This window comes from Bacillus paramycoides, from assembly GCF_001884235.1.
GTDB lineage: Bacteria > Bacillota > Bacilli > Bacillales > Bacillaceae_G > Bacillus_A > Bacillus_A paramycoides.
In genome coordinates, this window is record NZ_MAOI01000122.1 from 19,170 (window position 1) to 43,767 (window position 24,598).

Below are 24,598 nucleotides of genomic sequence, written 5' to 3' on the forward strand. Positions count from 1 at the left end.
ACCGGATACAGAAAGGAGATTATTATGGACTACACTACAATAGAAGAACTAATGCAAAAAGCGCGAGAAGCTGAAGGAAAAACATTTGGTGAAATTGATTCAACTAACCGACTTGCAAACGCAAAGTCAAAAGGCGGACTAGGCCAAGTAATCGAGGAAAGCTTTTTTGGATATGAAGTAAATTCAAACGCAGAAGCTGACTTTAAACACCTTGGTATTGAACTCAAAGTAACTGCATTTAAACAAAATAAAAACGGTTCATTATCAGCCAAAGAACGGCTAGTCTTAAATATTATCAACTATATGGAAGAAGTTCATACACACTTTGAGACATCAAGCTTTTGGAAAAAAAACGAAAAGCTACTACTAATGTTCTATGAATGGGTACCTGGCGTAGACCGTAAAGATTTTCATATTACAAAAAGCCTTCTATTCACCTATCCCGAAGCTGATTTAGAAATAATTAAACAAGACTGGGAAATCATCTTAAATAAAATTCGTGCTGGCAAAGCACATGAATTATCTGAAGGTGATACAAACTATTTAGGAGCTTGTACAAAAGGTTCCAATAAAAATTCACTTCGTTCACAACCGTATTCTGAAATTCAAGCAATGCAAAGAGCTTTTTCATTAAAGCCTTCTTATATGACAGCACTAGTTCGCAGATATCTCCTAAACGAAGAACTAGTAAGTTTTACAACAACAAATGAACTAAAAGGAAAATCTTTAGAAGAAATCCTTTATTCAAAATTTGAGAATTACATAGGCCTAACTGATCAAGAAATCGCTCAAAAATTATCTATCGACTACAAACCTACAACCAAGAGCTTTGTTCCATTATTAGTAAGCTCTTTACTTGGTATTAAAGGAACTCGACTCGATAAAATTGAAGAGTTTGCGAAGGCCAATATAGAATTCAAGACAATTCGTTTAGAACCCAACGGAAAACCAGAACAAAGCATGTCATTTGAAACGATTGATTTTCATCAATGGACAAATGAATCATGGGAAGAAAGCGAAATTCGAGAACGCTTCTATCAAACCAAGTTTTTGTTCGTAATTTTTGAATTTAACCAAACAAAAAAAGAAAACCCAAACCGTAAACTCTACTTTAAAGGTATTCAACTTTGGAACATGCCTGTCCCCACAATAGAAAAAGAAATACGTGAACTATGGGAAGAAGTTAATAAAGTAATAAATGAGGGTATTCAAATTGAATATAAAAAACGTGGTGATAAAGAAGTTGAAGTAAACAACTTACCGAAAATGACTTTCAACGGTGTTACACATATTAGACCAAAAGCCCGCAACGGTGCCGATAAAGTAACTTTACCTGATGATCAGCAAATTACAAAGCAGTGTTATTGGTTGAACAATTCTTATATTGCTTCTGTTATCGCCAATAACCTTAACAAATAATTTATTTTAATCTAAAATCTTTATATCACCAATAATCTCCTTTTCTATTTACATAATTAGTATGTAAATAGAGAAGGAGATTTTCGTTTATAACAAATTTACGTCGGTTCCATATGATTACTACCTCTTATTTTTTCATCCCAGATTCCCTCACCATTCCCCCATATCCCAAACCACTCTCCTCCAAAAACACCCTCGTCTCCCCACTCCCCTTATAAAAGCTCTCCCAACCCCTCTCCCTCAAAATCCCCTTCCAAGTATCACTCTCAACCATCCTCTTAATGACATCATCCCAATAAACAATCTCTTCTTCCGTCATATCTTTCGGACCCATAATTCCTTTCCAGTGCTGGAAGACAACATCGATTCCTTGTTCTTTCCATGTTGGGGTTTCTGGTAGTCGGTCTAAGCGTTTTTCGGAGGATACGGCTAGTATTTTTATTTTGCCTGCTTTGTATTGTTTTTCGGCTTCGGATAGGGTCATGGTTGCGGCGTTGATTTGTTTGTTCGTTAGGGCGTTTATGATTTTTTCTTTGTTTTCGTAGACGAAGAATTCTAGTTCGGCAGGGTTCATGCCGAAGGCTTTGCTTACTTGTACGAAGGATAGGTGATCGTCGTTTCCTAAGCCGGGGGCAACGCCGATTTTGAAATTTTTCTTGCCTTGTTTTAGCTGTTCCATTAGTTGTTTTGCGTTTTCTATGTTTGAGTCTTTTGATACGACAACGACTTCCCAATCTGACGCTAGTGTTGCGAGTGGTGTGAAGTCTTTATATGTTAGTTTACTGTGGCCTAGTAGGTTATTTGTTATGAGTAAGCTTGAGTTAATCGCAAGTACGTGACCGCCTTTTTGTTTCGTATATTTCCATCCGACATCACCGCTGCCTCCTACTTTGTTTGTGACAGTGATTGGTTTTGTGAAGATTTTTTCTTCTGTCAGTGTTTTCTGCATCGCCCGTGCCGTTAAGTCCCATCCAGCCCCTTGAACGTTCGGTGCAACGATTTCTACTTTGTCTATGTTTACTGTATTCGTTTGAGGTTTTTCCGAAGAACAACCAGCTATTACTCCTGTCATAATCCATATACATAGTAATAATCGTTTTTTCATAATCCTCGTCCTATTCGATACTTTCGCTCTGGTCGTCCGATAATGCCGTATGTGTACTCTACTGTGCATTCGTTTGTCGCTACTAAATATTCTAAATATCTTCTTGCGGTTGTTCTGGAAGCTCCCATTTGTTCTCCCATTTCTTCTATTGTAATTCCCTCTTCGAACCCTTGTATAATTCCTTTCACCTTTTGAAGTGTTAACGGATCAACACCTGTCGGTAAGTTTTTCATATGTTGTATTTGCGAAGTGCCAAAGAAGTTATCGATTAGTGCTTGATTTACTTCATTGTTACTATGTAATAATTGCTTCTTTCTCTTATAGTCCTCAATGGTACGAACAAATTTTTCTAACGTGACCGGTTTAATAAGATAGTTACTTACGCCATTTCGAATTGCTTTTTCTAACATATGGTTTTCATTCGCCGCTGTAACTATAATGACGTCAACGTTTGGAAAGTCAGCATGAATTTTCGGCAATAAGTCGGTTCCAATTCCATCTGGTAAATAATTATCTAATAGAAGCAAATCGATTTCTTCCTTTTGTAGTAGTTCCATCGTTTCTTTTGCGTTCAATGCTTTCCCGATCACTTTTACGTTCTTTATTTTTGCTAAAAACTCTTCTTGAATTTGTGCTACGCGGAAATCATCTTCTGCAATTGCAACCTTCAACATATGCCATCCCCCTGTTTGTCATTTACTTTCTCTCAATGTTTTCGGAAGGTAAATTGTAAAAATAGCTCCCCCATTTTTCTCGTTCTGAATTTCAATTGTTCCTTGTAGTAGATCTACCATTTCTTTCACGTTTGCTAGCCCGTAACCACGATTATTTCCTTTCGTTGAAAATCCTTTTTGAAAAATGGTCGTGATTTTTTCTGTTGGTACTCCTTCTCCACTATCTATCACTTCAAACACAATATCGTGTCCAATATCCGTAATAAAAAATGAAACACTCTTTTCCTCTTGCGTACTCACCGCATCAAACGCATTATCGATCATGTTTCCAAGAATCGTAATAAGGTGTGAAACTTTTATATGATCTGGTAACGGATGAAGCATACTATCTCCTTCAATATGAAAATCAATTTTCTTCTCAGACGCTGTTCCGAGTTTTCCTAATAAAATAGCTTGTACTTTCGCATCGTGAATTTGATGGAATAAAATATGATTTTGACTTTGATGAATATTAGATTCTTGTTGGATAAATTCAATAGCTTCTCTATAATGTCCTAACTGAAGTAAGCCCGATAACACGAAAAGCTTATTTGTAAATTCATGTGTTTGAGCACGTAAGTCCTCTGAGTACTTTCTTACCTCAGATATCGTATTAACTAAGTTCTGCAATTCCGTTTTATCTCTAAAACTACATACTACGCCTACCGTACTGTTATTTTCGAGTATCGGTGTCATGTTTAAAATAAACACTTTATCTTGAAATGCGATTTCTTGATCGTTTTCTAGCACTCTCTCCATACTAAATTCCGGTAAAACTTTTGAAATATGCTGATGCACATATTCATCATTTACCTGCAGCATCTCTTCTGCCGACGTATTCATCATAGTAATAAAACCGTTTTGATCAATAGCGATAATCCCTTCTTTTATAGATAAAAGTATTGCGCTTCGTTCCCGGTATAGCGCTGCAATTTCATTCGGTTCTAGGCCTAGTGTATCTTTCCGAATACTACGCGCTAAAAGTATGCCGCCAATGACTCCAACTAGTAACACCGCTAAAGAAAAGAGTATAATTTCTTTCGTTCTGTTCAATATGTTAGATTCAATACCTTTTATTAAAAACTCTACTGTAACAACGCCTACGACTTGATCATAGTCTCCGTTATGAACAATAATTGGCGCCTTTGCCATTAAGGCAGGACCGCTTGCACCTTTCCCTTCGAGCGTATAATAGCCACCAAAAGTGAGCGCTTCATAGTTATATGGATTATTGCTTTTTGTACCAATCAACTCCGAATTAGAATGTGAATAAATAACCCCATAACGATCTTCTATAACTACATAATCTGCATCCGCTTGCTCACGAACTTGTTCCGCAATTGATTGAACGGTACTTTTACCATCATTATTTTGAAATGCCTCCTTTATAGCTGGCATAAAAGAAAGAGACTTAGCCGTTTGCAGAGCTAATTGTTCGACTTGGCGCTTCGTATCAACAGACTGAATGTAAACAAATATTCCCGCTAAAAGGAGAACGACAAATAAAATTAATGTAATGATTAATCCTAATATTTTCGTTTGTAGTGACACTTTTCGTGATTTTTTCATGCTTCATATCCTTTGATTAAATATTCAAAAATATCAATCTCCTATTCAATTATTATGACAAAACTCAATATTAATCAACTATTAAGATAAAAATGTCATGTACATAAAGTACAAAAAGAATAAAATTGTCATAATATTGAGATTACTATTCAAAAACAGTACAATTCAACTACAATGAACACGCTTTCATAAATATTATTTTATTTATAGCAAGAGGAGGAATTATTATGGCTCAAGTAAAATCTAGCCGAGTCACCGGAAATATTTTCAAAGGTTCCGTCGGCAATTTAATTGAATGGTACGACTGGTACGTTTACTCTGCTTTCGCTGTATATTTTTCAGCAGAGTTCTTTCCTAAAGGGGATCCAACTAGTCAATTGCTAAACACAGCGGCTATTTTCGCAGTCGGATTTTTAATGCGTCCTATCGGTAGTCTATTAATGGGACGTTATGCCGATCGGCACGGGCGCCGGGCAGCATTAACTCTTTCTATTACGATTATGGCCGGTGGTTCTTTAATCATTGCCTGTACACCTAGTTACGAAAGCATTGGTGTCATGGCCCCAATTATTTTAGTTCTTGCCCGTTTACTTCAAGGATTGTCACTCGGCGGAGAGTACGGAACTTCAGCAACCTATTTATCTGAGATGGCTAGTAGTGGTCGCCGTGGTTTTTATTCAAGCTTTCAATATGTAACGCTCGTTGCTGGACAGATGGTTGCGTTAGGTGTTCAAATTGTTCTTCAGCAATTACTAAGTGAACCAGATATGAAGGCTTGGGGATGGCGTATTCCGTTCATTATTGGAGCGATGGGAGCAGTAGCTGTATTATGGCTTCGCCGTACGATGGATGAATCGGAGCAGTTTTCAAAAATGGAATCTAAAAATCGCGAAAGTGCTGGAACTATTCGCGCTCTTATGAAACACCCGAAAGCAGTATTAACAGTAGTCGGCCTAACACTAGGCGGCACTGTCGCATTCTATACGTACACAACATATCTACAAAAATTCATGGTAAACACAGTCGGTCTCCCGAAAGAAGTTGTAAGCTGGATTAACTTTGTCGCACTACTTATATTCGTAGTACTTCAACCGATTGCCGGGCTACTATCCGACCGAATTGGACGTCGCCCACTATTAATGGCTTTCGGTATTCTCGGAACGTTACTAACAGCACCACTATTCTTCTTCCTGGAAAAAACGACAGAACCAATCGTAGCATTCTTACTCATGATGGTCGGTCTCATTATCGTTACTGGTTATACTTCCATTAACGCAATTGTAAAAGCGGAACTCTTCCCAACTGAAATTCGCGCATTAGGCGTAGGCTTCCCCTATGCACTAACAGTTGCGATATTCGGTGGAACAGCAGAGTTCATCGCATTATGGCTAAAGAGTATCGGATTGGAATCATTATTCTACTTCTATGTAGCTGGATGTATCGCAATAAGCTTTATCACGTATTGGCGTATGGCAGAGTCTTCGAAGACTTCGCAGATTGAGGCGGAGTTGAGTGCGGGAGATACACTAGCTAGTAATAAATCTAAATCAAATTAGTTTCAATCCTTATAATTTCTCTTCCCTAAAAAACAAATGCCAACTTGCTTCTATCAAGTTGGCATCCTTCTTCACTACACTTAATTCAATTCATACAATCCTTCAACAAACTCTGAGAAACTATTAGCTATATATATAATTCCTTCTGTTATATTTTGATGGCTTAATTCATGATCCCATAATACAACAGTTATTTCATTAGAAGTCCTATAATCAAAGCAAATATAATTACCAAATTGATCACTCATAAATGGAACAATTAGTTTAGGTAACTGATTTTTTAAGTTTTCATATGTAGTCCATATATTCTCTACATGTGATTGGTCAAATGACAGTAGTGCTTTTGCAACTAACTCTTTCCGATGAGCTGTATCAAACACATTTGGTCTGGGACGACCAGCGTTATTATAATCAACACATACCTTATAATCCTCTGGAAGTACAATCCCTAACATGTTTTCAAAGCGACTAACCTCTTTTTCATCCCTTAACGGCTTGGACATAATCCAGTTTACATTCATATTATAATTCACCCCTTCTCTCACTATTTACTTAGTAACCGTTTATCGATGTTCTGTTCCTCCGCCCCATAAATTACGTCCACCTGTATGACCACTTTTATCATGTAACTCTTTATCTACGAGTTGTAAAACTCCTGGTTGTTCAGAATGATGCCACACATAACCATCTGGTGTTTCACTATATTTAATTTGTTCAAGCTGTTCAGGTGTAAATTTCTTTTGTAGATCTAGATTATACTCAACATCTTGGCCTAAATTTCTGATCGCAGTCTTGAATTGTCTTGCATCACTATTTAAGTATTGCTGTTCCTCTAATTGTACTTCATATGTCACAGGAAACTCTGGAAAAACACCTTCTACTACTTCACCGCTTGGTAGCTCAATTATTTTCTTTTCAAAAGGAACTCCTGTAATAGGATGCAAATCGTTCTCTAAACTCTGATTTCTTGTCTCTACATAGCGGATTGGCTTATTCGCCTCTTCATAACTATGTATCTCTTTAGGAGTCATTTCCCGTGCAAATGAAGGAATATCCGTAGTCCCTTTCATCACATCTTGCTTTTGAATTTCTAAAAATGTTTGTGTAACTGCTTCAATCATAAATATCGCTCCTTTTGCCGAGCATCTTCTACCCAATTGAAGTAAAAATCTTTGAAAGCTGGTTTTTCAATGGAATGTTGATACAATAAGCATTGGATTATTGATTGCTCTAATTCATAATTTTCTTCCAAAACTACATATCTTTTTAGCGCCAATCTTAGTTTTTCGTTATATTGATCAAATGACATAGCTGCTTTCGCATACTTTTGAAGTTTATCCCCATGAAGTAAATTCCAAACCACTTTAGAAAGTTCATCAAATGAACTTTGTTCCCAATATTTGACCTCTTCTTTGTTTTTAAAAGAAGAAAGTTCCATGAACACATTTTGTTTAAGATTAGTTGGTAAACTCGTATTTGATAGCCAACTTTGCAATTTTTCAATTTCCTGTTCACTCTTATTTAAATCTAGTTTTTCTGTAATACGACCAGATAAGAGAATTTTTAAAATGTCACCGGTATTTTTCTTACTTTGATTTAAAGACTTAACATCCTCTTTATGTACATATGGATTTTCATTTTTATATTTTTCAAAAGCACATAATACTGGCTGTAGCCAATTATTTTGATACACAATTGAAACCCCTGTTTTCAATTTAGGTATTTCATTGATTTGATCTTCATTTAAGCTAGCTGCAAGACCAACTTCACGACGATCACTTCCTTCAGGTAAACGAAGAATAATCTTTGTGTTCGTATTACGAATAACTGATGTATCTAGTAAATTTGGTGATTGATCTGCAATGATAAACCCTTCACCGTAAGTACGTATTTCTGCGATCGCATTCGTAATCATTTCAACTGATTTGCCTTGAAGATTACTTCCCTCTTGTGATTGCGAATTCGAAGTTTTAGGCAATAAATGATGAGCTTCTTCTAAAACAGTAACATGCTTTAATGATTGATTCATCCCTTGCGCATTTGCCATACGATGCTCCTGCAATCTCATAAATAAAATCCCCATTAATAATGCCTTTGTTTCAGATGAACCAATACGGCTTAAATCAATCAAACAGTTTTCATCAAATAATTGCTGATTATTAATTTCCTCGCCTGAAAAAATACGCCCAACTAATCCATTAGTTAATGATCGAACACGCGTGACTAATGCACCTATATAATTACTTTTCAACTCATCAGAATAACCAGATTCATGAATAATTTCTGGTAAGACTTTTACTAAATCATGCATCGTTGGAAAAGTTGATTCCCCTTCAATGTGAAGTGACGTTTCAAGGTCCCATCCGTTTTCTTCATATACTCTCTCAATCGCTTCTTTTAAAACCGCAGGCATCGCCGCATACATCGGCCAACATGCATTAAAAATTTCTACTAAACGATCTATATGTTCAAGTACATGAATCTCATCTGGAAATTTTAAAGGATTGATTTTTAATAATGGCGTAAATTTTGTGTTTGTCCCAAACACATGGACACCTTCACGTCCACCAAATATTTGTTTATACTCTCCCTTTGCAGGTTCAATTACAAGAAACGGAATACGCTTACGGTTCAATTCATGTAATAACCTATAAATTGTATTAGATTTTCCTGAACCGGTAGAACCTGTAACAAAAGTATGCATAGCTAAGCTTTGAACATCTATCTCTACATTTGTTTGTTCTACTTTTCCCATATGAAAAACTTTACCTATATTTATTTTTGAACCGTTTTCTGTATCTTCATATGAAAATACATTACGTCCAAATTCCGCCGTTTCAAGAACAGGTATACCACTTACAGATTTGCGCGGTAAGTTCATCATAATCGCTACTTCTTTACCACTCAACAATGAACCTGGCGTTACATAGGGCATATCCAATCCATTTTCTACTTTCATATCGATAATAGGATGCCTTAATTGCTTCAAATAGCGCCCAACTTCAGAAACTTTGTCTTTTTGTTCTGAAGTCCATGTATTAATTGCCGAATGTTCTATAGATGAATTTTCACCGCGCATAAGCGCTTTAAACGTACTTGCAGCTACTTCAGCCACTTGTTGGCTTGGTGCTACAAAATAACACGCTGTATTCCACATTCCAAAATCATTTGAACTTTTTACTCGCTTTAGTTGTTCATCGATTTGTTCAAGTAAATTTGTTACAGCCTTATTTTCAAAATTCAACTGAATACCTTTTGTATTTCCAATAGATAATGTTTCTGATTTCCCCTCTTGTGTAGAAGTAGAATTAGATTTACCGGTTGTACTAGATGTACCTTCCGTTTTTGATTGACTCTTAGTATCAGATTCATTGAAAGCTTTGCTTTCAGATTTGCTTCCTATAATACTTGCTGCCGCACTACCAATACTGCCACCAAAAGCAGCTCCAAATGATCCAGCTACTACTGCTCCCAATCCTGCCCCTATAATTGGTGCTACTCCAGCTAAGCTTTTTGTCTTTCCTTTTGTTTTAGAACTACCTTTTGTTTCAGAATTACCGCTTGTAAAACTTTGCGTTTGCGTTAGATTCTCATTAAGAGTTTCATTAAATCCTAGTGTTAAACTCTCTGTTATTGCCTGACTATCATTTATATTAAAGTTAAAATCACATTGCGCAAACGGAACAAGTTGTGAATATAATTGCTCATAGCCATTCTGCATCTGTTCTACTTGTTTATGTAGAACAGGGTCCGAAATAAAAATCGCAGTAAAGGTTTCTCCCCTCATCGCATCTACTAATTTTTCTATGCCCTGTACAAAGTTTTCTTTATTACTATCTTTTAACGAAGGGATACCTGAAACAGTAGATATAACACGAGAATTACCATGTTTCAAATCAATACTTTTATTTAATAGTTCCTCAATTTGAGGATTTCTTAAGGTTTCAATGTCACTACCAGGAAAATTTCCTAAAAAACTTTTTTCTAATGTTTCTTTCGGAACAAGAATACTTTTCTCATCACAATTTGCTCGGACACCTAAATATAAATTCGTTTGTTCGCCATCACTTTCCAAAAGCATAATTATTGCACTTCTTACATTAAATACAGCATTATATACACTTAATAACTTATCGATAATATTTTCATTTTTGTCATAAACAAGCTTTCCTACTTTAAACAAACGGATTTGCTGTCTTATTATTGCACTATCCAAGTCTACATCAACAGGTACAACCTCATGACTTGATAATTCGCTTATATAACTTTTTTGTACAAAACTACTTGCTAACTGAAGTCCACTCTCTAATTCTTCATAGTTTCGAACATCTAGTTCCTTTTGATACTTTAAAGATAACTCCCCATTCATTTACCTACACTCCCCTCTTTCCTTTTTATTACATTTCTAAAATATTATTTAAACGAATTTGCAATTTTTGTAGCCATTCATATTTCTCTTTATCTGCCGTTAATTTCTTTTTAATCTCTTCACTATCAACCGATAGCATTTCAATTTCTTTATCTTTCTTCTCCAAGATAATCTCTAATCTATCTAATTCCTTATTGAAGTACACTTTTAAAGTTTTTTCTTTTTTTTGCAAGTAATCTCTTGTATTCCAAATACCTTTATATAAGTCCTGTTTTACAGGATCAATTATTTTTTCAATAATATCTTTTACATTAACAAATCTTTTTGTTGAAGAAGCATTTTTATAAAGGTCTATCCCTATTAATTCAAAAATATTATCCAACCCTAATCTATGTAACACTCCATCTTTTTCTTTTACATGATCACTATATATATCTTCTTCCATTATCAATTCAACATTTGGAATATCTAAGAATAAGATTTGGAATTCTTCTTCGCTAAATACATTAGCACCTACTTCAGTTAAACCTTGTACATATTTTGCATACTCTTCTAATAATCCTTGCGCATCATTCTTCAAAGTTTTTTCAATAACTAACCCTAACTCTATTTTTATGTCATTTTGCAATGATTCGATTGCTTCTTTTAATTTAGAAGCAAGTTTAATCGCTTTTTCCTCCTCAATTCTTTCTTCTCCTTGAAAATCTACACACATGTCCTCAAATCTCGATTCTATTTTATCTTCAATTTGTTTAATAGCACCAAGATAACCGAATTGCTTAGACTGGACGTATTCTTTAAATTGCTGAGCTTTATGCCCCCTATCAATTTCTTCATTTAATGTTTTCATTTTCTTATAAATTTCTTCACACTTCTGCTCATTAGAAGCTAACTCGTTTGTTAAGTTTTTTTCTACTTTTGTTGCTTCGACAACATCCTTAAACGAATTGACAGCTGTCGTAATTTTAGATGTCACTGCATATTTCTCCAGATATTCATTTATCGCTTCTTCAATTGCTGGAACACCTGAATATAGCAATACCTCTTGATAAGTATCTTCTTCTCTTTTCGCTTCAAGCACTTTCGTATTAAGACTTTCTTTTCTTTTTTTACTTAAAGGCACATACTTTAATAAATTCAATTCTTCTTCCTCAATAAACAAATCATGATCTCGCAGTACCTTTTTTTGTTTTTTAGTTAATTGATGACCATTTTGATCCATTCGAATTAGTTTTGCCATCAATGCTGAAGCAGGAAAAATATTAGGATTTTTAATCCCTTGTTCTTCAAGGTACTCCCTAACTGTACGAATGGTTTTACTAACACTTTCTCCTGCCTCTATATCAAATTCATCAATTTTGTTAATTACAAAAATAAAGCGATCTTGCGATTGTTTCCCGCCGCTCTTCATTTGTTCTGCTATTATGTTTAACAAATCATTATCATCTTGAATACCTAACTGTGTTGCATTCAAGATATATAGCACCATTGGTTTTGTATCATTTTTAATAATTCGATATGTATAATCTTGATGAGAACTATTGCGTGAATTATTCGGTCCTGGTGTATCTACAAGAACAAGATTCATTTTCTCTGAAGAAATGTTTGGGATATTCATCTTTATCTCAATATCTGATACTTCTTCATCGTTATTAAAGCGCTCCATCATTTCTAAATTGATCTCTTTCCATCCTTCAATTTCTTCTTGTTCATGATTTAAACTGCGTCCTAATACTAGATCTTTCTGTTCAGTATTTTTAATTGTAGCAATAGTAGCTGTGCAAGCTTCGTTTTTTGCAGGCATTAACTCCATTCCTAAAAGAGCATTAATAAGAGTCGATTTTCCCGAGCTCATTGTTGCAACGACAGCAATTTCAAATTCTGAACTTAAAGCCTTATCAACATTTTGTTGAATCGCATTGCTTTTAAGTTCTTCAAATGGGCCTTCTTGCGTGTATGTAAGTAATTTTTCTAACTCGTCAATTTTATTATTATGATTTTCAGATGAAATATAATTCACTATAATATTCGTATTATGTTCTTTATTATATTTAGTACATACTTCTTCCACATCTTCAAAATCAAATTCCGTCCCTTCAAAAGTAAGCGAGAAGGTATCTTCATTTAATTCTTCTACTAACTTCTCCATAAGTTGGTCAATCCACAACTGCAAACGTGTATCCCTAAACTGTGCTAAATAACTATCGCCCTTAATTGGCTCCCCATCAATAGTCACCACAGTTTCAATCTTATAAGGATTATATTTCAAGACAATTGTTGCCATACTTCTCTCTCCTTGCCAGTTCATTAAACTTTTAATTTAAAAATAATCTTCTGCTTCTGGAACCTCAATATAAACCAAATCCTGTAAACCTCTTTCTAAATTGTATATCTCTATATAAGAGAATGTTAGTTCTTCAACTGTAATAGTACGAAGAAATGTAACGTTTTATTTAACCCCAAACATCCCTGATATATATGTAATCAATCCCCTCAACTGTAGAAACCATCCTTAATCTTCCACTTATCTATACGATTACTATACCATAGGAAAACGAGCACTTTTGTCTATTCTCATCATTTATTTTAAACTTTCATGACAAAGGTTTTATTCCGTAATCCAGCCAAACCCGCACACCCACACAAAAAAAGACCACCAAAAGGCAGCCTCAAAACTCAATCATATTCCCCACTCCACGCTCCACTGCTTTTTCATACAAATACTTCGCAACTATAATATCTACTACCGCCAAGCCCACCGATTTGAAAACAGTAATCTCTTCATCGTTTTCTCGTCCGACCTTTTCCCCGCTTATAATTTGACCAAGTTCGGCGTGTATGTCGTTTGCCTTGAATAGACCTTCTTTAATCGGAACTTGGAGGTCACCCGTTTCTTCTAGCGCTGCTTCTTTTGATTCGACTACTACTTTGTTTGCGGTAGCGATGGCGTGAGATGGTAGTTCTTGCATACTCGGTCTAAATGATCCGACGGCGTTTACGTGGACGCCTTTTTGTAGTTTTTCTGAGAAGACTGGTGTGGATGCGTTCGTTGTTGTGACGATGATGTCTGCTTCGCTTATTGCTTCATCTGGACTTGCGTAGACGTAAGCCGGTTTGTTGAATGTCTCTTGTATATATTGCGCAAATGCATAGGCTTTTTCTTCCGTTCGGTTGTATAGGATGATTTTTTCAATGTCCCTAACGGCTAGTACAGCTTCAGCAATTCCTTTCGCCTGTTCACCTGTTCCGATGATGCATAAGTTTTTTGCGTTATGGCGAGCTAAATGTTTTGTCGCTACTCCTGATAAGGCGCCTGTTCGGATCATCGTTAAGTACGATCCTTCTAAAAGCGCGAGCGGTTCTCCCGTTTGAAAGTCTGATAGCATAACGATCCCGTTTATCGTTTTCTTTCCTATCTTTTTATTCTGCGGGGCTACTGTTACTACTTTTAATCCAAATGCTTCAAGCCCTTCCGCTACTGAAGGCATAATTAATGCGGTATTTTGCTCGTTCGCAAATGGTAATGAGGCACGAATTGGTGTAATGGTTCTTTCTGCGGAAAACTCTTTTAAAGCAAGCGCCGCGTATTCAATGACTTCGTTCATATTTACTAAGTTTCTTTGTTCGTTCGCGCTTATGACTAGCATATTTGTTCACCCTTTTCTAAGTTCTTCTCCTCACTAGATGTGATATTTTCGTTCACGACCTGTGCCCCTACTAAATCACCTGTAATATTTACAACTGTGTGGCCCATATCAACGAGCGGAGAAACAGCCGCAATGATTGGGATAATTGTTAACGGCAGGCCGAGTGTAGAAAGTAAAATGGTCGCAGTAATAACGTCTGCACCTTTTACTCCGGCACAGCCCGCTGCAAGGACGATTCCTAAAAATACAGTTTGCATAATAAGCCCAAATGTAATTGGAATACCGTATACATTCAATGCGAAAACCGCTAAAACACCGAGCGCTGCGGATAGTCCGTTCATATTAACAGTAGCTCCAAGCGGAATGGTGAAACCAGCTACCGATTCAGGGATACGAAGTCTTTTTTGCGCTACTTCCATCGTTACTGGAAGGGTTGCGCTACTTGATGTCGTACTAGCAGCTACGATCATAGCTGGACTCACTTGTTTGTAAAAATGAATTGGGCTTATTTTCCCGAAAACTTTCAATATAATTGGGTACATAATGGACACAATGAGTAACAATGATAAATAATCAGCTACTACATAACTAACGACCGCTGTAAGCATGTCTGCTCCAAATGTACCAACTACATGAGCAATTAACGCCATAATTCCATATGGTGCAAATCCAATAACGAGCTCTGCAATTTTAATCATGACTCCTGATCCTTCATGCACTAATTTACGAATTCCTTTCGCTTGGTCGCCAAGAAGAATGAGTGCCATGCCGACAAAAATAGCAAAGATAATAATTTGAAGCATACTCGTTTCTGCAGCTGCTTGAATAACGTTAGAAGGAAACCATTGCACAATATTATCTATAAAACTAAACTTCTCTTCTTTAAAGTTCTGTCCACTCGCAAGAAGACCTTCTACTCCTTTACCAGGGTTGATAATAAAAGCGATTACTACGCCAATACTTGTCGCTAATACTACTGTGATAGCGTAGTAAATGAAAATTCTTCCGCCAATTGTCCTTAACATTTTCGGATTTTCAAGTTGTGCGATACCTGAGACGATGCTTAAAAAAGTTAAAGGAACGATAATCATTTGTAATAAACGAATAAATATATCCCCAATCGGTTTTAAAACCGCTACTTTCGGTCCAAATGCTACCCCTAAAGCAATACCGATTAATGCCCCTATCAAAATTTTCACAGGTAACTTCTGTTTTCGCCACCACTTCATCCAAAGGTCCCTCCCTTAAGAAAACATTAAGCTAACAAAAACCCCCGCTTCAAAACATCTCTCGGATCTACTACAAACTGATGAAATCCTGTAATAAATGCCTGCCCCGTCACTTTCGGAACGACTGCTTCATATTTATCGACCGCTGTTACGGATAATACTTCTCCTTCAAATTGGCCGTCAGTGATACATTCGTGGATGAAAATTTCTCCCTTTTGTAAGGCATCTTTTTCAAAAAGGGTCGCGATTCTTGCGGAAGTTCCTGTGCCGCAAGGGGAACGGTCTACTTGCCCGTCAGCGAAGATTGTTACATTTCGTAAAGTGGCATCTTTTCCTTTCGGTTCATCTGAGAAAATAACGCCGTATATTCCTTTTAAATCTTCTTCAAGTGGATGTTTTACTTCCATTTGACTTTCAATATAATGTTTAATTTTTCCGCCCCACGTTTGAATAGCAGATAAATCTTTGAAATCGACTTTCAAACCAAATTCTTTACTGTCTACAACTGCGTAGAATGCTCCGCCAAACGCGATATCTACTTGAAATTCATAGTTATCTATTTTGATAGGAACATCTTTCTTGTATACAAACGAAGGAACATTTTCGAACGATACCGACTCTACTTCGCTCCCGTTATATTTTGCGTACGCAATGACTTCTCCAGCAGGACTATCTATAATGAATTTTTGTTTTTCTCCTGTCACTTCAAACATACCAGTTTCAATTCCTACTGTAATAACAGCGATAATTCCGTGACCACACATCGTACTCCAGCCTTCATTGTGCATAAATAATACACCAAAATCAGCATGGGGACTTGCTGGCGGAGTAATGATACAACCGTACATGCCGTGATGCCCTCTCGGTTCATACATAAGAACCTCGCGAAGATGATCCAAATGTTCCATACAGTATGCGCGTCTTTCAAGTTGCGTTTCTCCTTTTATCTCTGGCACTCCGCCCGTAATAATTCGAAGTGGTTCCCCAGCTACGTGAGCATCAATTGTTGTGTATATTTTACTAATCTTCATTTCTATCTCTCCCCTATATGTTGATACTATTTTCATTGCAAGTACTATGCCAAAGTACAGATCGCTAATTTATTTACACTTTTTCTGAAAAATGTAAAGAATTTTATATCCCACTGTCTACTTTTTTATACAGTAGACAGTGGGATATTATTAACCTCCAATCACCCACACACTCACCAAACCCCAACCAAAAAAATCCCCCGAAACCTCGGGGGACCCATCATACCCTCACCGCTACTACATCCGGTACTTGCTTAGCAATCTCCTCACCAATTTTTATACTAGCCGTTGCCGCCGGAGATGGTGCGTTGCAAATATGTAAAGAATTTATGCCAGGGATAATGCAGAAGTCATCAACCATATTTCCGTTTGATAAAATAGCTTGTGCCCTTACACCTGCATGGGTTGGTACGATATCTTTCTCTGTCAGTTCTGGTATTAAGCGCTGTAAGCTTTTTAAGAATGATTGTTTACTAAATGAGCGCACCATCTCTTTTATGCCTTCTTTCATATTTGGCATCGCCATTTTCCAAAATCCTGTGTATGTCATTGTTTCCATGAAGTCTTTTATGTTGAAGTCTGTTTTCGTATAGCCTTCGCGTTTGAAGCTTAATACTGCATTTGGTCCTGCATGTACGTCTCCGTTTATCATTCTTGTGAAATGAACACCTAAAAACGGAAATTCTGGATTTGGGACTGGATAGATTAAATGTTTTACAAGATGACGTTTTTCTGGGATAAGTTCGTAATATTCACCACGAAACGGAACAATCTTCATATCCGTTAATATTCCTGTCTTTTTCGCAATACGATCACTATGTAATCCAGCGCAGTTAATGAGAAATTTCGTTTTGAATACGCCTTTGTTTGTCTCAATTGTTACGACATCTTTTTTCTCAGCAATCTGCTCTGCGGCCGTTCCTAAATGTACTTCTCCCCCGTTTTCCTGAATTAAGCGAGCAAATGCATAACTTACTCCTTTATAATCAGCAATCCCGCAAGAAGGAACACGGATTGCGCCAAGTCCTTTTACATGTGGCTCAACTTCAGCTAATTCTTCCTGACTAATTTTAGAAATATGTAAATCGTTTTGTAAGCCTCTCTCATATAAGTTATGTAAAAGAGGAAGTTCTTCTCTTTCTGTAGCGACAATTACTTTCCCGCACATGTCATAAGCGATGTCATTTTCTTTACAAAATTGAACCATAGCTGCATTTCCTTCTTTTGCAAACTTTGCTTTATAACTCCCTGGTTTATAGTAAATTCCAGAATGAATTACTCCGCTATTATGTCCAGTTTGATGATGTGCAAGTTCCTTTTCTTTTTCAATGATCGCGATTTTCGCACGAGGGAATTTTTTCGTTAAAGCCATTCCAGTTGAAAGACCAACAATTCCTCCGCCAATAATTATAAAGTCATACATCCTACTTCCCCCTTAATATGATGAAAGGCAGGCCTTTTTTTAGACCCGCCATACAAACTTATTTAGAAAAACAACCTCGCTGACGCATTAGTTCTCTATATAAATCTTTATTTTTTTCAAATGCAGCTCTTCCGTGCATCCAAAATAAATTGTTTAAAAGAACTAAATCACCAACTGGTAATTTTAATGCATGCGTTGCTGGTGAGTTTTCAACAGAATACGATAAATCTTTCAGATAGTTTGCTTGTTCAATATTATCCGGATAAGCGAACTGATCAATAAAACAAATGCATGGTGCGTTATTTACATCAAAAAATGTTTCACGATAGACGATTTCTTGTGCATTTTTACTTGGTGGTGCTTTATACGTAACCTTAACAGATGCGAGCGAATGATCTCTAAACTTCTGAAGATCTTCCCAATCGTCTAAATGTAGTAAACGGGATTCTCCCCCTACTGCATTTTGCTCTTCAATTTTCATCATAAGAAGCCAATCTGTCGGTTCATCAACAAATGTACCGTCTGTATGAAGTGTGAATAAACGGTACGCTTGGCGAAGATAAGAATCACTACTATCCGTATCTTTCACATTAAATCTCGCATAATACGTTCCTGTCATTGCATCAAAGTTCGGCGTCCCGATTAAATATGTTAATGCCGTTGCAAATTTCACATAGTCCGCTGCATCTGTCGTTTCACCTTGCACCCCAATTGTAAATCCGCCCGTTTCACGGTCATGAATAATTCCGCGAATGTTATCCATAAATGATTGCCCAAAAATCTTTCTCATCCCATCCGCAAGATTAAATCGAGAGTACGGAATGTATTGTAATGACTGCTCTGAATGCCCTTTTACCTCTTCAAAAAACTGCCTAAGCAATTGCTGATTTAACACAATATGATATAAACGTTTATGCTCTGGATGAGGAACAATCTCATATCCCTCATATTTCTTTGCAAACTTCATCTTTGCATTTTGTTCTGTAATAATCGACATTTTAATTCCTCCCTAAATGAAATATGAAGAACGTATTGACGCTTTTTACAGACAGTTATCCTTATCTTCTTTATGCCGAGATTCGGTCTTACTGCCCTAACAGCAAAAAGCCAGTCATACGCATCCACGACATAAAACCGTGAAAACGTACAACTGGCTTATCATTACGAGTGTCTTTAATCTCTTAAAGTACAATAATAATAGACAGTTCATATGAAAATATGTGTAAAACAGGAAAGAAAGATCGGATATAGAGAAGGCTAATTTCTCGTATGGATCTTATTAATTAAATAATAATTCGAAATATTCTAACTGTCAATTCGTTTTTTACTTTTTTCTCTGCACACTTTACACATTTTACAAATCCCTTTACTTTCCGCACACCCTCTTTTTTTCTCCTCTTGTTTTACAACTTGAACTTCACTTATTTTTTTCATGTTCCTTTCCTCCTCAATATAAAAAGCCAGTCGTATCCCTTTAAAGGAAATACAACTGGCTCTTGTTTATGGACATACATACGATAAACTAGACAGTTATTATGGAGTTGTTTCCTCGTACTCACCTTGAGGCTGTTCATCATTTAAATAACTTACATATTGGCGATGCAAATCTTTTACCGCACTAACGATAGCATTTTGCGCTTTTCCTTGATAATGATCTGTAATATCTTGAACGATTTCTTCAATACCATCTCGCAAACTATGTCCTCTCAAAATTTGAGCGACGAAGTCTCTACCGTGCTCTGTCGCAAGCGTACATGACGCTTCAATAATGACATGGTATTTATGATCTGCCTCAATTGTAATTGTTAATGTTTCATACATACTGCGAACAGCCATCCCTTTCGGAAGTCTCGAATGTCCCGCCATAAAAAAAGTCCCTTTACGCATATTTCATCCTCCGTTACTATGTTTTTTATCACTTATACTTGATCTACGTATACTGTCTTTATTCTCGTATAAAATTCTTTAGCCGCTTTTCCTTGTTCACGCGGTCCAGCACTAGAGTTTTTCATTCCGCCAAACGGAACTTGTGGTTCTGCCCCTGCCGTTTCTGAATTCACATGAACCATTCCAGCTTCCATATCATCAATAAACCTTTGCGATAAACTTAAATTATTTGTACAAATAGATGCGCTTAGCCCATATTCAGTATCATTCGCTAAAGAAACGGCTTCCTCATAACTTTTCACTTTAAATAAACATATAACAGGCCCGAAAATTTCCTCTTTCGCAATGCGTGCATCTTGATCTACATTTTCAAAAATGGTCGGTAAAACATAACACCCTCGCTGCAATTCTGCTTCTTTCGGCACGCTGCCTCCATAAAGTAAAGAAGCCTCGTGTTTTCCTACTTCAATCATCGATAAAACAGATTGCTGCTGCCCCTTTGAAACGCATGGGCCCATAAATGTATCAGGTTCTAACGGGTTCCCAACTGTAAGAGCCTCGGTGCTCCGCAAAAGTTGATCGCGGAACGCTTCATAAATTTCCTCTTCCACTATCACTCTACTTGTTGCTGTACACTTTTGTCCTGTTGACATAAATGCACCCTTTATCGCAATATTTACCGCCTTTTCAATATGAGCATCTTTTAATACAACTAACGGATTTTTCCCGCCCATTTCTAATTGTACTTTTTTCCGAGTTTCAACGGCTGCTTTTTGAATGATGTTTCCAACGTGATTAGAACCAGTAAAGGATACCGCTTGTATATCCGGATTCCCCGTTAACTCTGCTCCAACTTCAGAACCTTTGCCGAATACACAGTTTATAACGCCTGCTGGAATACCTGCCTCATGAAATGCATTTACAAGGTGGTACACTGATTTTGGCGTAACTTCAGCCGGCTTAATGACAATCGTGTTTCCGTAAATAAGTGCCGGCGCCATTTTCCACGCTGGAATCGCAATCGGAAAGTTCCACGGCGTAATTAATCCAACTGGCCCTACTGCTACTCGTTTACTGTAAAGCATTGTACTTTCATTAGCAGATGGAATGAGCTCACCTATCGGCTGATTTGCTTCCCCTGCATAATATTCAAGAATGCTAATCGCACGCTTCGTCTCTCCTATTCCTTCAGCAATCGTCTTTCCTTCTTCGCTTGTTACATCTTGCCCAATTTCATTTACCTTTTCTTTCAAAATAGCTGCCGCTTTCCATAAATAACTTGCTCTTTCTTGAAACGATAACCGTTGCCATTTTTGAAAAGCTTCTTTCGCTGATGCGATGGCTACTCGTGTATCTTCTACTGAACTGAACGGGAATTCACCTAGTACTTCCCCGTTATGCGGATTATAATTTTTAACGTATGCATTCGTGGAAGGTTCTTTCCACTCACCGTTTATATAATTGAAAAACCTCATTCCCCTGCCCCCACCATTTTTTTATTTTGATAGTTTCGCAATAGCAGCTTCAATAATAGTAAGCCCTTCTTCAAGTTGTTCATCTGTTATAACAAGAGGCGGCAAGAAGCGAAGTACATTACTATAAATACCAGCGCTTATTGTAATGACCCCTTTACTATGCGTTTCCTTCATAATCGCTTTAACCTCTTCCGTTGCTGGCTCTTTCGTTTCTTTATCCTTTACAAGCTCAATTGCTGTCATAGCGCCAATCCCTCTAACATCACCAACTACTTCATATTTATCTTTCCAACTATTAAATACTTCCATCATACGTTCACCAATTTCTATCGCACGCTTTACTAAATTCTCTTCTTCTATTACATCTAAAACAGCTAATGCAGCGGCGCAAGCGACTGGACTTCCTGAAAAAGTACCACCTAATTGACCTGGGCCAGATGCATCCATCAATTCCGCTCTTCCTGTTATTGCGCTCAGCGGCATGCCGGCAGCGACTGATTTTGAAAATGTCATTAAATCAGGAGCTACACCGAAATGATCCATTGCAAATAAGCTACCCGTACGAGCGAAACCTGTTTGAATTTCATCCGCAATCATAACAATTCCATATTTATCGCAAATATTTCGGACGCCTCGCATGAACGTAGTCGTCGGAACGATAAATCCACCTTCTCCTTGAAGCGGTTCCAAAATAATCGCAGCAATATTATCACTTGCCACTTCCTCTAACATAAAACGCTCAAAGTACGCTAAAATTTGCGCGTCTACTTCTTCTTGCGTCAGTCCTTCGTCAGCACGGTAATAATACGGATATGGCAATTTATATACTTCTGGTGCAAACGGTCCAAATCCGTGCTTGTACGGTTTCACTTTACTTGTAAGTGACATCGTCATAAGTGTACGCCCATGATAAGCGCGCTCAAACGAAACGATAGCACTTCTTCCAGTTGCTTTTCTAGCAATCTTCACCGCATTTTCCACTGCTTCAGCTCCGCTATTAGCAAACATCGTTTTTTTCTTAAAATCTCCTGGCGTTAATTCATTCAGTCTTTCAGCTAATGCAATATAACTTTCATACGGCGCTACATGAAAACAACTATGAATAGAAGATTCTACTTGCTCTTGAATCGCCTTTACTACTTTCGGATGACAATGCCCAACGTTTTGCATACCAATTCCGCCCGCAAAGTCGATTAGTTCATTGCCATCTACATCTGTAATAATTGCGCCTTTTGCTGATTGCACATATAACTCTGTAATATTGTAAGGCCCTTCTGGCACTGCATTTTTTCTTCTTTCATGTAATATGCTAGATTTTGTAGTTGTAATATCTTTCTTCTCCTTCAACATGGAACATACCCCTTTTCTTATTCTTTCTCTAAACTAACTTCCGCATCTTGTATAATCGTAAAATCATTCAACTTTTGCTTATCTAACTTTCTAACTCTTAGAAAATAACTTATTATTACTAGGGTAGTAGCTAGTAATGTCATGTAAAATTGCATACGCATATCTTCTATAAACGCTTGTGAAGCAAATATTGTAATAATCATCAAAAGCGTTGCATATGTGAGATAAGGGAATAACCACATTTTCACTTTTAGCTTTCCAGCCCCTTCTCTTTCCCTTTCTCGTCTTAACCGAATATGTGAAACTGCAACGAACATATACATAAGCATCGTTACACCACCTGAACTATTCGCTAAAAACGCAAACAGTTTATCAGGAGATATAAATTTCAACATCGCGCAAATAAATGCAAATACGATACTTGCAAATATCGCTATAACTGGCGTCCCTCTACCATTTAACCGTGAGAAACTAGCCGGAGCATCACCTTTTTTAGCAAGTGAAAATAGCATACGTGAACTCGTATATATACCCGAGTTCATAACGGAAAGTAACGATAGAAATACAACACCATTCATAATTTCTGCGGCTGCAGGTATTCCTGCCATATTGAATAAACTTGCATACGGAAGTTTTAATAACTCCTTATCCGTCCACGGAATAAACATAACTAAAATCGTTACCGACCCGACAAAGAAAAGCATAAGGCGCCATACTACACTATTAATAGCTCGTATAACATTTTTCTCTGGATTTTCAGATTCCCCGGCTGCAATAGCGGCCACTTCGCTCCCTGATAACGAGAAAGAAATAAACACTACGCTCAGTAATACAGGGACAATCCCATTTGGAAAGAAGCCTCCATTTTCCGTAATAATAGCAAGACTCGGTCTCTCCACTCCTGGAACAAGTCCAAAAAACATCGAAACTCCTAAAATTAAAAACACAACAATCGCCACAACTTTAATAAACGCTAACCAATATTCAAACTCTCCGTACAATTTTACTGAATATACATTCGTCATTGTCATTAAAAGAATCATACATAAGCTCGCAATCCATGCTGGAACCGAAGGAAACCAATTGTTAATCATCACACCTAAAAGCACCGCTTCAATTGCGATAATAATGACCCAATTAAACCAATATAACCAACCGATCGTATACCCTGCCCACGGTCCAATTGCTTTATTCGCATAAGTCGCGAAAGAACCACTATCAGGATTTTCCGCTGCCATCTCTCCTAACATCCGCATCACGAGCACAACCATTAAAGCGCCGATAATATAGGACAAAATCGCTGCTGGCCCCGACGCTTGAATAATCGTTCCACTTCCTACAAACAAGCCTCCACCGATAACCCCGCCGATCGAAATCATTGTTATATGCCTAGTTTTTAAATCCTTTTGTAACTCCTTTTTCGCTTTAGCCAAACAATTCACCAGCCCCTCCATTAGCGTGGACACGCACTATATTCCATTACCCCTTGGACTTGATAGTGCTTTCTTTAAATCTCCTCCTGCTTTAAAAAAAATAAAAAGAGCCAGAAAAACAATGTACACATTTACATTGGATTTTACTGTCTCTATCCTTATGGCTCGTCCTCCTGCTAAGGAAGCTCAAGTGGAAAGAAGCTCCGCTATTAAATTGAACAAAAGTAACTCCGGGCTTACAGAGAGGCTAATCACTGTCATCCGATAATAAGTTAATCATAATACAAATAAACTGAATATTCAATGTTCATTTTTGATAAAGTGAAACTTTAATCAGTGGGGGTTTTGTTCATCCCCCACTGATTATCAGCCCTCACCAATCGGGCTTTTAC

The 24,598-nt window shown here is 37.1% G+C and carries 19 protein-coding genes; 2 read left to right on the top strand and 17 right to left on the bottom strand.

Annotated elements, in window-relative coordinates; translation table 11 throughout:
• The first annotated feature begins 24 nt into the window (after positions 1 to 24).
• Positions 25 to 1,419 carry a Sau3AI family type II restriction endonuclease gene (locus BAU28_RS25165; protein WP_071720559.1) on the top strand — a complete coding sequence of 465 codons (1,395 nt, stop codon included), beginning with the start codon at positions 25 to 27 and terminating at the stop codon, positions 1,417 to 1,419.
• Positions 1,420 to 1,546: 127 nt separating this feature from the next.
• Here the strand turns inward: BAU28_RS25165 and BAU28_RS25170 are convergent, their stop codons facing one another.
• The 3 genes from BAU28_RS25170 to BAU28_RS25180 are packed head-to-tail and all read right to left on the bottom strand — an operon-like array spanning position 1,547 to position 4,806.
• Positions 1,547 to 2,524 (bottom strand): tripartite tricarboxylate transporter substrate binding protein, encoded by a 978-nt coding sequence (locus BAU28_RS25170; protein WP_071720561.1) that lies wholly within the window; start codon positions 2,522 to 2,524, stop codon positions 1,547 to 1,549.
• Complete coding sequence (locus BAU28_RS25175) at positions 2,521 to 3,198, bottom strand: response regulator (protein ID WP_071720563.1); 678 nt, start codon at positions 3,196 to 3,198, stop codon at positions 2,521 to 2,523. The genes BAU28_RS25170 and BAU28_RS25175 overlap by 4 nt, the downstream gene beginning before the upstream one ends.
• 18 nt (positions 3,199 to 3,216) lie before the next feature.
• A complete protein-coding gene (locus tag BAU28_RS25180) occupies positions 3,217 to 4,806 on the bottom strand; it encodes an ATP-binding protein (protein WP_071720564.1) in 1,590 nt (529 codons plus the stop codon).
• Between the two features lie 227 nt (positions 4,807 to 5,033).
• On the opposite strand from BAU28_RS25180, the gene BAU28_RS25185 reads away from it, so the two are divergent.
• A complete protein-coding gene (locus BAU28_RS25185) occupies positions 5,034 to 6,362 on the top strand; it encodes an MFS transporter (protein ID WP_071720565.1) in 1,329 nt (442 codons plus the stop codon).
• Positions 6,363 to 6,442: 80 nt separating this feature from the next.
• On the opposite strand, the gene BAU28_RS25190 is transcribed toward BAU28_RS25185, so the two are convergent.
• The 14 genes from BAU28_RS25190 to BAU28_RS25250 form a co-directional block, all read right to left on the bottom strand.
• The gene (locus BAU28_RS25190; RefSeq protein WP_071720566.1) at positions 6,443 to 6,883 is read right to left on the bottom strand and encodes an SMI1/KNR4 family protein; all 441 of its coding nucleotides are present in this window, start codon (positions 6,881 to 6,883) and stop codon (positions 6,443 to 6,445) included.
• Between the two features lie 42 nt (positions 6,884 to 6,925).
• Positions 6,926 to 7,483 (bottom strand): HNH endonuclease, encoded by a 558-nt coding sequence (locus BAU28_RS25195; protein WP_165615195.1) that lies wholly within the window; start codon positions 7,481 to 7,483, stop codon positions 6,926 to 6,928.
• On the bottom strand, positions 7,480 to 10,731 hold the full coding sequence (locus BAU28_RS25200) for an ATP-binding protein (RefSeq protein ID WP_071720570.1): 3,252 nt from the start codon (positions 10,729 to 10,731) through the stop codon (positions 7,480 to 7,482). Before BAU28_RS25200 ends, BAU28_RS25195 begins: the two co-directional genes overlap by 4 nt.
• A 28-nt stretch (positions 10,732 to 10,759) precedes the next feature.
• On the bottom strand, positions 10,760 to 13,015 hold the full coding sequence (locus tag BAU28_RS25205; protein ID WP_071720572.1) for a dynamin family protein: 2,256 nt from the start codon (positions 13,013 to 13,015) through the stop codon (positions 10,760 to 10,762).
• A gap of 385 nt (positions 13,016 to 13,400) precedes the next feature.
• Positions 13,401 to 14,378 (bottom strand): ornithine cyclodeaminase family protein, encoded by a 978-nt coding sequence (locus tag BAU28_RS25210; protein ID WP_071720574.1) that lies wholly within the window; start codon positions 14,376 to 14,378, stop codon positions 13,401 to 13,403.
• Positions 14,372 to 15,607: a dicarboxylate/amino acid:cation symporter gene (locus BAU28_RS25215; RefSeq protein WP_071720576.1), complete on the bottom strand. Its 1,236-nt coding sequence runs from the start codon at positions 15,605 to 15,607 to the stop codon at positions 14,372 to 14,374. Before BAU28_RS25215 ends, BAU28_RS25210 begins: the two co-directional genes overlap by 7 nt.
• 26 nt (positions 15,608 to 15,633) lie before the next feature.
• A complete protein-coding gene (locus tag BAU28_RS25220) occupies positions 15,634 to 16,638 on the bottom strand; it encodes a proline racemase family protein (protein WP_071720578.1) in 1,005 nt (334 codons plus the stop codon).
• A 220-nt stretch (positions 16,639 to 16,858) separates the two neighbouring features.
• Positions 16,859 to 18,061 carry an L-2-hydroxyglutarate oxidase gene (gene lhgO, locus BAU28_RS25225; protein WP_071720579.1) on the bottom strand — a complete coding sequence of 401 codons (1,203 nt, stop codon included), beginning with the start codon at positions 18,059 to 18,061 and terminating at the stop codon, positions 16,859 to 16,861.
• Between the two features lie 58 nt (positions 18,062 to 18,119).
• Positions 18,120 to 19,058 carry a glutarate dioxygenase GlaH gene (gene glaH, locus BAU28_RS25230; RefSeq protein ID WP_071720582.1) on the bottom strand — a complete coding sequence of 313 codons (939 nt, stop codon included), beginning with the start codon at positions 19,056 to 19,058 and terminating at the stop codon, positions 18,120 to 18,122.
• Between the two features lie 308 nt (positions 19,059 to 19,366).
• A complete protein-coding gene (locus BAU28_RS31350; protein WP_276327763.1) occupies positions 19,367 to 19,495 on the bottom strand; it encodes a hypothetical protein in 129 nt (42 codons plus the stop codon).
• Between the two features lie 99 nt (positions 19,496 to 19,594).
• Positions 19,595 to 19,948 (bottom strand): DUF3870 domain-containing protein, encoded by a 354-nt coding sequence (locus BAU28_RS25235; RefSeq protein WP_002170612.1) that lies wholly within the window; start codon positions 19,946 to 19,948, stop codon positions 19,595 to 19,597.
• A gap of 32 nt (positions 19,949 to 19,980) precedes the next feature.
• Positions 19,981 to 21,423: an aldehyde dehydrogenase family protein gene (locus BAU28_RS25240; protein ID WP_071720583.1), complete on the bottom strand. Its 1,443-nt coding sequence runs from the start codon at positions 21,421 to 21,423 to the stop codon at positions 19,981 to 19,983.
• A gap of 21 nt (positions 21,424 to 21,444) precedes the next feature.
• Positions 21,445 to 22,773 (bottom strand): 4-aminobutyrate--2-oxoglutarate transaminase, encoded by a 1,329-nt coding sequence (gene gabT / locus BAU28_RS25245; RefSeq protein ID WP_071720585.1) that lies wholly within the window; start codon positions 22,771 to 22,773, stop codon positions 21,445 to 21,447.
• Positions 22,774 to 22,790: 17 nt separating this feature from the next.
• Positions 22,791 to 24,215 (bottom strand): amino acid permease, encoded by a 1,425-nt coding sequence (locus BAU28_RS25250; RefSeq protein ID WP_083594951.1) that lies wholly within the window; start codon positions 24,213 to 24,215, stop codon positions 22,791 to 22,793.
• Positions 24,216 to 24,598: the final 383 nt, after the last annotated feature.